This window comes from Spirosoma flavus (assembly GCF_054778555.1).
This window is the reverse complement of record NZ_BAAGZL010000008.1, coordinates 95,875-107,476: the sequence shown is the minus strand read 5'-3', so window position 1 is coordinate 107,476 and position 11,602 is coordinate 95,875. Positions and strand designations below refer to the sequence as shown.

Below are 11,602 nucleotides of genomic sequence, written 5' to 3'. Positions count from 1 at the left end.
ATATCATTGTATGTAGTGGCGAGACTCTTGTCTGTTAACAGTTGAAGTTGATTCCGGCATAGTCACTCCCTACAAGCACAACTAGCATGCAGGGAGTGGCTATGCCATTCATTCAGGAATAGGCGTTCCTGGTTTTACATCCACGTTGTGGTAGGAAACAACTTTCCAACCGCCTGTCTCCTTAGCCAATACCTGTAATAAACGGGTATTGAGTTGCCCCTTGGCGTCTAGCTGAAGTCTGGCAGGTAAACCTTCTTTGGCAAAGCCCGATACCTGACATAAGGTTTCTAAAAGGGCGACATCGGAGCGGACAAATTTGAGGGATACGATTTTTTGTTTGAGGACCGTATTCTTAAAGAAGCTTTTGAAAATCACATCGTGCTGGTCTAAAAAGGCTTTATGCCCTCTGAAGAACATACCTCCGATATTGGTAAAGGTGCCATCAGCGGAAAATGGTTGGGAGTAAGCTGAGGCATCGCCCTTATTCCACGCCTGATCTTCTTGCTGAAGGATGGCTTGAATGGACACTGAATCCGTCGCGTTTTGGGCATGAAGCCTTGACGAAGCAAGGATCAGGGTAAAAACCAAGGCACTCTTGATCACTGAATGTATTTTCATGATTATTGGCTTTATATAAAACAACTTGTAAGCTAGCAAATGGAATGCCCCTTACCTATCCTTCTTTAGTTATCGGTTGATAAACAGGAAATTCTGACCGGCGGCATTAAAAAATAGCCAAGTCGTTGCACAGACTCGTGGGTGCCTCTACCGATCCGTGTAGCAACGGACAGCAATGTGAGTACTTCTAACTAGGGAACCGTTGTTTATGAAGCAGCTCTGTGGCTGGCTACCAGGTAATCCGTAACGGAATCAACGGATTAAAGTCCTTCAATTCACCTTGCCTACCATCATCAAATTCTAAAGTTGCTGAATAAGTCTCGCCAACTGATACTTGAATCGTACCTTCCTGAAGAACCTTTCTGAGTGCCACAGAAAAGTCGTTGTTTGGCGAGGGGAGTGTTAAGCTTACTTTGGTCAGTTGCTGGAATCCCGTTGCATGCGTCAAAGGTTGCTGCTTTTCTACCGGGTAGTCATGGGGAGCCAGACCAAAAAATGGCATCTCAAAGAGCATAGGCTCAGCGGGAAAATCCTCATTTGAAGCAATGTTGGCAAATTGGCCTTCAGGTAAATAAATGGAATGATATCGCCAGCCATCCTCAAAAATTAGGTTAATAGCCTGTTCAGGTTGCTGGTTGGTTCGGAAACAAAGGCCAAATGGACAAAAATGGGTTAGGCTATATTGTGATCGTTCCCATAGTTTGGTTCGTTCGATCACCGGGTTTTTAATTTCATCTATATTAATTACCCAGGCTAATTCTATGTACGCATTCTGAAAAAAGAAGCGCCGACAAGCTGTTCCTTGGCCGGGATGGACATTGGCTGTGCCTTCACTCAAGCCAAAGACTTGTAATGAGCTGGCGACCTGTTGTGCCCGATGTGTAAATATAAAAATATGATCTAATTCCATCGTAGGGAATGGCCACCAATTACACTTTTCATTCTTTGGAAAGTAAAGTACGACAATATAGGTAGCCAATCAGTCAGTCAGTAAATGATTGTTGACTTAATCTCAGTAAACCCTCTCCATATGAACGCTTATCCTTGCTTATAAAAATATTGGGTTCCTTGATTTAAATGCCAGAAGTGTACAAGGAAGGGTTACTAACGCTGAATGCTAACTATAAAAAGTGTAAATTTTAAATATTACTGTTGGTTACATTTAAAATAATAACTATATTGGTAAAATACTATTTTCAAAATAACGAATCTAGGACCTAGTTGATAAGCAGATGTTCGTCTATTTGTATGTGCTAGTTTGTTTGTTACTATATGAATATTGGTTCACATAGTAACAAAATACGGCTATATTGCCATTATGAAACCAGCCATCGCCTATTATCGGGTCTCTACCGACCGTCAGGGCAAAAGCGGCCTGGGGCTGGAAGCCCAGGAAGAAGCCGTCCGTCTGTTTGTTCAGCGCGAGGGCTATCAGGTCATTAACCACTTCACCGAAAACGAAAGCGGGAAGAAAAATCAGCGTCCGCAGCTATTGGCTGCCCTGGCGCAATGCCGCAAAGAGAAAGCGACACTGATCATCGCCAAGCTCGATCGACTATCGCGCAATGTCCATTTCATTAGTGGGCTGTATGAGAGCAAGGTCGATTTCAAGGCGGTTGATAATCCGTATGCCAACAAGCTGATGGTGCATCTACTGGCGGCTTTTGCCGAGCATGAGCGGGAACAGATCAGCATCCGCACCAGGGACGCGCTACAGGCCGCCAAACGGCGGGGGAAGAAGCTAGGCGTGACCGGTGCCGAGCGAGCCAAGGAGAACCAGGAAGCGGCCCACGCTTTCGCTGAGCTGATGCGGCCGACCATCAACGCCATTCAACAGCAGGGCATTACAACTGTGCGCAGTATCCGTGATGAACTGAATCGGCAAGGCGTGCCCACGTATCGCCGCAATGGGCAGAGCTGGCACGTAACTAATGTACATGCACTGCTGAAACGATTAGTCATCAGTAACGCGTGATTACCATCTCATTTTTAGAGCATTTTGTGAGATTAGACTTATTGCTTTTTCAGACAAATGTTACTTAGCTTTTTGTCCCGGGGACCGCGTCCAGTAAAAGGTAGCAAGTCCAGTAATCAAATGAATCTCCATCTAGAGTCGGATAAGAAGAGTCTTTGCACCAATTAGGCCGAACAAAAAATGACCGAAGCCATGGTTACAGCCTTTCCAGCTGTTAATGAAAAATCTACCAGCTCGTCCCAACGGCCTAAATGGCTACTTCGACCGGGTGGCCATCAGCGCATTGGGCTGCATGTAAATAAACCCCCCTCGATTATCGATGATCACATTATAATACTTAAGTATCTTTATGCCGAGCTTTTGATGGCCGGTCCCAGGAGCCGCCCTATCCACAAAGACAGGTACATTCTCAAAACGCGTACCGCTCACTTGCAATACCGGCAGATCGACCGTCAGGTGAGAACCCTGTTTTCTTTTTTTTACCTGCCCCAGTCCGATCTTGCTAACAAACCAATCCGCTACCCCTGCGTTCCCCATATGCCCCGTGTCGTACATGAACCAGTCCGAATAGCTCACCTTATCCACCACTGCTTCCGCTTTGATGAACGGAACAATCCCATATTCCAGAAACATCGCATGCTTGATGTACCCCGGACCTAGGGCAGGCAGCTGGTCATGGATGACCATTTTTTTCTGGTCATAGATGATCTCAATGACCTTATCCCCGAACAGGTTACCCAAGAGACCATCGTCCTTGCCCCGAAGGTTATCGGCGGTAGTAAACCTTACTCCCTCCCACTGCAAATTCCCAATTTTAAGTGTATTGCCCGTACTGGCTGGCATACGATGGGTACCTTTGCTGTTGGTGAGCACATCCGAATCATCGAATGTCATCTTCGCCTTCACGCCACTGCTCTTTTTAACGATTTGCGGCATAGCACCCAGATCGAACTGAAAATTCAGGACTTTGGTCCCGTTGACCAGCCCTTGAAGATAGATCTTATCGTTATCCCCCACCGAGAACTCCAGCGTATCGGCAGCAGGATTGGCAGGGACAGCCAGCCGCTTATAACTGGACTTATTGCGATAGACGGAGCGGATCCGAGTATAGCAACTGTCCTGGCCATTCAATAAAATTACAAAATCATATTCTTTGCCAAAACGCACATCAAAGGAAATCGAATCCTGGTCGGTGATGAAGCGTACCTGGTGCGCATTCTCCGGAAATTCAACGTAATAAAAATCCGGTTTCCGCTCGGGCATTATGTACCAATAGTCCTTTTTTAGATGCGTACCGTCAATGACCGTAACGGTCTTGGAGCTGGCGCGGATCACCGGCAAGGTTTGGGCAAAACTACCTAAAGGACCGATAAAAAGACCCATCAGCCATGGGATCATCGAAGCGAAACGGCTATATGCTCTTTGATTTTTCATGTAAGTTTGAAATTTTTGGGCAAACTTACCGGTCCAGAACATACACAAATAGAACAATATTAGCCTAAAGCAAACGCACCTGTTTGGGCAGCACCCCGGTATAGGCCTTAAAGGTGCGGATAAAGTGGCTCTGATCAGCAAATCCGCAGGCATGAGCAACTGTACAAAGGGTATGCGAAGGATCGCACAACAAACCAATACTACGGCCGATCTTTAGCCGCCTTAAATACTCCCCTAGGGTGCAGTTGAAATAAACCGGGAAAAATCGGGAAATCGTGACCGGGTGCACCGAGACCTCAGCCGAAAGTTCAGCCAAAGATGGCCACTCGCTCCAACGGTCCTCAAGCAGTACCTTGATGGCAACTACCCAGGACGGGGTCTTTCCCCGCTTACCACTTGTAGTTGTGCTCCCCAGCATCAGCTGAACCGCCGAGCTGACATAGGGCTCATGTGCAGATAGTTCAGTATAGATCTTTAGCAAACTGACCCGCATCTGGGCTGGATTGCGCGTAGCCCCTTTCATGTCCTCTTCTGTCAGACCGAACCGGTGAAGAAAAGATTCGTCCAGTTCCAGGTTGATATGGGTAGAAAGGGCTTTGGGAATGGTCTGGTGCAGTTCCCCCGACCGGTAAAAATGAATGTCCCCTGGCAACCGCTGGTAATACTTTTGGCCAAGCCTTTCGCTGCTTCCCCCTTTCAAGACCAAGCTGAAATGTGCGTCGCGATGGGCGTGTACCGTGGTATCGCATCCATAGGGCGAATAATGAACAGCACTGGCGATCAGCCCGCTGTGCATAAAACTGGTTTTCACTATCCCAGAGGATTCCCCATCGGTTAAAATCTTTGACATATCATTATTCTTCCTTAGCCTTTATGCGCTGCAGCTTTGATTTTGCCTTTTCATGTTTAGCAACCTAGGCAATGGCCTTCTCAAAAGCGCTCATCGCCTGATCCAGCTCATGCTTATTTTACCTCAATTTACCCGAATGGAAAAGCAGTGAAAACAAGGATTTTTTCATAATACTGGCCATTGGCCAACCTCAATATCCATTGACAAAATTTGTGCCATCAAAATATAGCACTGACAATGAGTCGATTATATGTATTTCGGTTGATTATTTGTCCAAAACCGTACAGCATTTGTCCGAAAAAAAGGTCTCTCCAAACGCCCCAATTTTAAGGCAGATATATGAATGCTGCTTCGTCTCATGTGGGAGCTTTTAATGAGATTGGTCTGGAGATTGTTAGTGGGCTCTACATTTCCACGCCTTACCCACCGTTACTTGTCTCATACTTGATAGGTTTTGTCTCAAAACAGATAGAACCATAATTTCTTTTATTTTATTTTTGAAACCATCGTTCCCTTTGGTTCTGATTTACTTCCTCTTCAATTAACCCAATCCCTCAGCTAGTGACTAAATTTTACCTGCCTTTAGCTCTACTACTTAGCTTACACCTGGCTACCCATGCCCAGAACAAGCCCAACCCCCAAGATCAATTGATACGCCGGGGACTCGAACTTCAACTCAAAAACCAGCCTCCTTATCTGGCTCCTCCAGGTGATTCGCTGTCCCACCAGACGGCTGGATACGCCAAAATCATGTGTTCAGCCGTCTTCATCACCGGACTCAAACCCGAGTTTGCCGCCGAGAATGTTGGCTATTTCACTAGTCCCTACGAAGCCCGCGCCCTGGTAAGCAAGCCGGTGGTGGACTACCAGCGAAAATCCGTCTCAATCACCCTGCCAAACGGTGTCGTGCGCACAGCCATCTATACGGGTGATCAGGGATGCGTCTGTCTAGCTGAAGGCAAAAAAACGCTTTCTTTCAATCCCGTCAAGGTAAGCCGTAATCTCCCCGATCCAGCTAAAACCCCCTGGCCTATGGGTGATGTGCTACCCTCCACGCCCCTGCCAGCCGAACTGGATACGGCTAAAGTAGCTCAGGCTTTGAAGGCCGTTTTTGAAGATCCTCAAGCCCAGACAGCCGCCTTTGTGGTCACCTACAAAGGACGCATCATTGCTGAAGGCTACGGGGAGGGCATCACTAAAGATACGCCCCTGGAAAGCTGGTCGACGGGCAAAAGTTTGAGTGCTACCTTGATGGGCGTTCTGATGCAGCGAGGGATCTATACCCTGGATCAGCCAGCTCCCATTCCCCAATGGCAAGCCAAAGGCGATCCCCGACAACAGATCCGTATCCGGAATCTGCTGAACATGTCGAGTGGCTTACGGTGTCGGGCGCCCCAAGATCCGGATTATAACCCCTCCCTAGGCTATCCCGACCATCTATATCTGTATACTGGTGGGGTCAATTCATTCGAGTATGCGGCTAGTTTGCCTCAGCAGTGGGCGCCCAATACGGTGGGTCGCTATCGCAATAGTGATGTGGTGTTGATCAACTACCTCAACCGTCTAGGCATCGAGCGGTTGAAACAGCCTTACCACAGCTTTCCGCAACGGGCCTTATTTGACAAGATTGGGGTACGCACCATGGTACTGGAAACCGACCCTTATGGCAATTTTCTCACGCAGGGCTACGAACTTTCCTCGGCCCGTGACTGGGCACGGATTGGCAATCTGTACCTGCAGGACGGGGTCTGGAATGGCGAGCGGCTGCTGGCGGAAGGGTTTGTGAAGTTTGTCAGTACGCTGGCTCCGGCCTGGGTCGCCGATGGACGCTCCATGTATGGTGGTTTTTTTGCGATTTATGGGGAGGCTCTACCTTTCATGCCCAAAGGAACGTATTACATGAGCGGAGCGGGTGGTCAATACATCCATATCCTTCCTACTCATGAGTTGGTCGTAGTTCGGCTGGGTCACTACAAAGGGGAACGTTTTTTAGGCCGGGGCATGAAAAAAGCTTTTACCCTACTGATGGAAGCGGTTCCCGTCCAGCGACAGTAGCTGGTATTATTATCCCTTAAGAGACAGGGCGTTTGGGAATCAGGAAAAGGAGACGGGCCTAAGTCCCTAGCAAATTTTAGGTTCTTGAAACGCCCCATTTATGACGTAGTTAGATGAGCGGTAGATTGGCTTACGCTGAAACGGTTATAAAGAGAAGTGGTTTGCCAATAATTCACTAAAAAAGTAAAGTTAGTCCCCCTTTATTTTTCAATACGTCCCCCAGCTTAGGAACTTGTGGCTTGCCTAACCGGGCAATCTCTTGGGTAAGAAATTGGCTGAGCTGACCGTACATAAAATCCGACATCGGTTTGGTTGATTCTTGCCGACGGGACTCTTCTAAGGCAGTAATATAAGCCGTTCGATCCTGGGCATAGACTAAGCTTAAGGGCAGGCCATGATACTGCTGAACATAATTCATCAGCAGCCGAGACGTGCGCCCGTTGCCGTCGCCAAAGGGGTGAATGCTGACTAACTGAAAATGCACCTGGAAGGAAAGGTCATAGACCTGCCGGATTGTTTTAGCAGCAGGTAACAGCGTGTTCATTTCTTTGAGCAAGGTATCAACGGCCGCCGGCACCTTCTTAGCATCTAAAAACATACGGCTACCAGCCATGGCGCTAACCGTGCGGAATTGACCCAGACTCGAATCGAAGGTGCCTAATAGGGTGTTTGTTGGCCCACCCGTTTGGCGCATGACCGCTGCAGCAATGGCCTGCAGACGGTCCCGGTTCAGGGGCTCGTGTTGAGTGGCCCAGTCGAGGACCAGTTGTTGAGCGGCCTGATGGTCAATAACCATCAAATGGTGTTCTAGCGGCTTGCCCCCCGCCGTAAGCCCTTTTTCCAACAAGGTCTGTGTTTCCAGCAGACTCAGGGTAGAGCCTTCGATAGCGGTCGAATGATGGGTATGCACCATTTGGTTATACAGCTCGAAGTTAATCACGCCGGTGGTGAGCCCTTGGTATTGCTTAATTAATTCAGGCAATGTAGGCGCGGTAGGGGGTGTGGTCTGAGCCATGGTGAACGATCAGGCGATTGAGCGAGACGAGTTACTCAAAGATACGAAAGATGCTGACTCGGGCGCGCAGGTCCTCTAAAACCAGGGTATTGTGAGAATGAAAAATCACGAATACGGAAAGTCAATCCATGGGATGAGGGCGTGTTCAGCACAATTTAAGCGGACAACTACTATTTGTTCCTAGGTCAGCGTGAGTTCTACCTTAAAACCATTTTCATACGTGACGCGCAACTCACCACCGATTCGCGTAGCCCGCATCTGTATATTTGACAGACCAATTCCGTCGGAATTCGCTTTCTTTTTGCGGGCACCATTGTCGTGGATGAGCAAATACAGGTGCCGGTTAGATTCGCCAAAAGCCATTGTTACGTGCGTGGCATCCGAATGTTTGCAGATATTGGTAATGGCCTCCTTAAAAATCAGGTAGATGTTCTGGCGTTTATGCGGATCGATAAACTTCCGGGCGTCGTCAATAGCAATGTCGAAATCGTGGGTTATGCCTTGCTGATTCAAATTTCGTTCGGCAAAAGCCCGCATCCGGTCGATCAGGTTTTCGTATTTGTCTTTGCGCGAATCGATGGCCCAGACCGTGTCGCGCATTCGTTCCATGGCGTCGTGACTCATGGCACTGATTTCGCCCAGTAGTTCTTTCTGCTCCTCCCGCGCCGTTAGCGCCATCAGCTGCGATTGCATGGCCAGTCCGGATAAAATAGAACCCACGTCATCATGCAGGTCGCTGGAGATGTTGATACGGATGGCTTCCTGCGCTTTGATTTTTTCGATGCCCTGCCGTACTCGGTACTGAATCCAGGCGTAAATAATGGCGGCTGCCAACAGTCCATACAGCCCATAAGCCCACCACGTTGTCCACCAGGGCGGACGTATCGTAAACGCATAGCTCATTACGTTGCCCCACCGCCCTTCGCCGTTACGTGCCTTAACGCTAAATACGTAGCTGCCGGGACTTAAATTACCATAAACCGCTTCGGAGCGGCTCGTGGTAGCACTCCAGTTGTCTTCCAACCCTTCTAACCGATACTGGTAACGTACCCTCTGGGGCGTATTGGTGTTGATACCGACAAAATCGAACGTAATGAAGTTATTGTTGTAGGGCAGACTCAGTTGTTGTGGAATAGCGTACCAATTAGACAGGTTTTTGAAGCCGAAACCGCCTACCCGTATCCCATTTCGTAGCAGGAAGCTGGTATCTGTTCGCCAGGTCGTTTGTTCGTCAAACAGTTTAATATCGGTCAGTTGAACAGTAGGTAAGGACGTATCAGGGCGAATCAGGGCCGGATCGAAAACGGTTAGATTTTTTAACGTACCGATCCAGATTTTTCCCGTTCTGTCTTCACAGATTGAATTCGTCATGCAGCCGATTCCCAGAAGGCCATCTTCCTGCGTAAAGCTGACAAACGATTTGCCTGGCCCGGTCTGGCCAGACCCGGTTTCGTTTGGCGAAAACTTACTGATCCCATAATAATTACCCAACCAAATATTTCCATTTCGGTCTTCCAGAATTGAGCGGACATCGTTATTACTGAGCCCTTCCCGTTCCGTGTAATGGGTAAACTGAGCGGGCTTTCCAGCCAGACCTTCTTCGTATTTGTTGACGCCACCGCCAATGGTTCCGAACCAGACAGCCCCGTGCGCATCGGCCCAGATCGGGCGAATTTTCTCATTGCTAAGCCCGGCTCTTTTATCAAAATGAGTGAACACACCTTTCTGTCCCTCGGCTGCCGGTTCGTACTTGGTGAATCCTTCGCCCCAGGACCCAAACCAGAAATTACCCCGCTGATCCTGCGCAATCGACCAGAAATCCCGACTATTCAAGCCCTGCGCTTTGGTAAAATTGGTAAAGGTTTTTCCATCAAATTTGCTGACGCCCCCCACGGTTTTGCTTAAATGACTGAACCACATAGCTCCGCTTCGGTCTTCCAGAATGGATACGACAAAGTTGGACAGCAACCCCTGTTGCTCGGTATACTGCGTAAATGTTCCTCCGTCTGGCGAGGGAGTGAACATTGTTAATCCTCCACCGCGGGTCCCCATCCAGATATTCCCTTTTTTGTCTTCGTGAAGCGCATACACCACGTTGTCGCTAAGGCCATCCTGCACGGTGTAATTCGTAATCGTACCATCCCGGTTTTGCCCAGGACGCTGGTATTTGACGACGCCCCCTCCATACGTTCCCAGCCAGATGTTTCCGTTTCGATCTTCCGTAATCGCATTAATAATCCTGTCTGGAATACCGTCGTTTGCGGTGAGCAACGTAAAGGCATTGAAGCTATATTTAGATAGTCCTCGTTCGGTTCCTACCCAGATATTGCCAGTCGCATCGTCAAACAACGATATCACACTATGAAACGGCAGGCCATCGGATTCGGTAAGGTAGGTAAACCGGTTTGTGCGGTCTATAGCAGACGATTCATAAATAGCTACATTATTTTCGGTGGCGATCAGCACCCGCCTTTGTTTGTCGATCAATATGGACGTAACTGTATTGTCAGGTAGTCCATTCTGCGTAGTGAAATGCCGAAAAAAGGCCTTCTGTTTATCGCTAGCCGGCGTGTAATGCCCAATTCCTTCGTCGGTACCAAACCAGAGACTGCCGTCGTGAGCTTCCGCAATAGCCAGCACATTGTCACCTGGCAGGCCTTCTTTTTTGGTGTAATTTTTAAACGTATACGTCTCCTGAGCCGTCGAATAATCGACGGTCAGGCTCGACAGGCCGTGTTGATACGTACCAATCCAGATCGTTCCATGGCTGTCTTCAAAAATTCGGTTGGCCAGGTTAAACGGTAAGCCCTGGTCGACGGTGAAGTGCGTGAATACGTTCTTTCGGGGATCAAGACGAGTGATGCCTCCATACGTAGCAAACCAGATGTACCCCCGTTTATCTTCAATGATTTCATTCACGATATTGGCCGGCAGTCCATTATTAACCGTATAGTTCGTAAACGACTTCCCGTCAAATCTGGAAGCTCCTAACTGCGTTCCGAACCATAAATTCCCGTGCCGATCTTTGAGGATATTTAGGACCGTATTATTGGCTAAACCTTCTCGCTCGGTGTAATTTGTAAACGATTTGCCGTCGTATCGGGCGACCCCTCCAAACCCCGTTGCGATCCAGAGATTGCCGAATGTATCCTGCACGACTTCCGAAATATTAAGGTTTTTCAGTCCATGTTCTAGCCCGAACGTAGTGATGTTTTTGGGATTATGGTCTTTGGAAGCTGGGGCTTTAGATAGGATTTTTTCGGGAATACCGGCCAGAAGGGTGCGTTCACGTGCCGTTACTCGCTTCGGGAGGGAATAGCCTTGCTGGCCCGCGATGCAAACGGTAGGATTGCCGACAGGCACTTGAGGTGGCAGCGTCGATGAATACCCTTCTGCTTTTAGGATAACAATCTTCGGCTTTCCGGCTTTCACCACCTTTGGCGAACGTACCGGAATCTGAATGGGTAACTGAATGCTGTCTTTGGGAACGACCCGCCCATTAGCTTCTACTACGTTGGGAGCCTGAAGCGGCCCATCGACAGGTTTCGGTTGCGGTCTACAGGAAGACAGCAGATGCAGAACGATCCAGAACGTAACGAAAGGAAGGGATTTCAAACGACAAAACAACTAGAGTGTGGAGGCCGCGCAAACCGCG

8 protein-coding genes are annotated in these 11,602 nt (G+C 48.5%); 2 read left to right on the top strand and 6 right to left on the bottom strand.

Annotated elements, in window-relative coordinates:
• Nucleotides 1–108: 108 nt before the first annotated feature.
• Entirely contained in the window at nt 109–618 is a 510-nt protein-coding gene (locus ACYVF1_RS29075; RefSeq protein ID WP_461085648.1) for an SgcJ/EcaC family oxidoreductase, read from the bottom strand.
• A 229-nt stretch (nt 619–847) separates the two neighbouring features.
• On the bottom strand, nt 848–1,528 hold the full coding sequence (locus ACYVF1_RS29070; protein WP_461085646.1) for a VOC family protein: 681 nt from the start codon (nt 1,526–1,528) through the stop codon (nt 848–850).
• Nucleotides 1,529–1,936: 408 nt separating this feature from the next.
• On the opposite strand from ACYVF1_RS29070, the gene ACYVF1_RS29065 reads away from it, so the two are divergent.
• The gene (locus ACYVF1_RS29065; protein WP_461085644.1) at nt 1,937–2,593 is read left to right on the top strand and encodes a recombinase family protein; all 657 of its coding nucleotides are present in this window, start codon (nt 1,937–1,939) and stop codon (nt 2,591–2,593) included.
• Nucleotides 2,594–2,848: 255 nt separating this feature from the next.
• Here ACYVF1_RS29065 and ACYVF1_RS29060 read toward each other — a convergent pair whose 3' ends face one another.
• On the bottom strand, nt 2,849–4,027 hold the full coding sequence (locus ACYVF1_RS29060) for an aspartyl protease family protein (protein WP_461085642.1): 1,179 nt from the start codon (nt 4,025–4,027) through the stop codon (nt 2,849–2,851).
• 64 nt (nt 4,028–4,091) lie between these two features.
• A complete protein-coding gene (locus ACYVF1_RS29055) occupies nt 4,092–4,877 on the bottom strand; it encodes a helix-turn-helix transcriptional regulator (protein WP_461085640.1) in 786 nt (261 codons plus the stop codon).
• A gap of 561 nt (nt 4,878–5,438) precedes the next feature.
• On the opposite strand from ACYVF1_RS29055, the gene ACYVF1_RS29050 reads away from it, so the two are divergent.
• Nucleotides 5,439–6,932, top strand: coding sequence for a serine hydrolase domain-containing protein (locus tag ACYVF1_RS29050; protein WP_461085638.1), 1,494 nt, complete (start codon nt 5,439–5,441; stop codon nt 6,930–6,932).
• A 175-nt stretch (nt 6,933–7,107) separates the two neighbouring features.
• On the opposite strand, the gene ACYVF1_RS29045 is transcribed toward ACYVF1_RS29050, so the two are convergent.
• Nucleotides 7,108–7,947 carry a Fic family protein gene (locus tag ACYVF1_RS29045; protein ID WP_461085636.1) on the bottom strand — a complete coding sequence of 280 codons (840 nt, stop codon included), beginning with the start codon at nt 7,945–7,947 and terminating at the stop codon, nt 7,108–7,110.
• Between the two features lie 180 nt (nt 7,948–8,127).
• On the bottom strand, nt 8,128–11,562 hold the full coding sequence (locus tag ACYVF1_RS29040; RefSeq protein ID WP_461085634.1) for a sensor histidine kinase: 3,435 nt from the start codon (nt 11,560–11,562) through the stop codon (nt 8,128–8,130).
• Between the last annotated feature and the right edge of the window lie 40 nt (nt 11,563–11,602).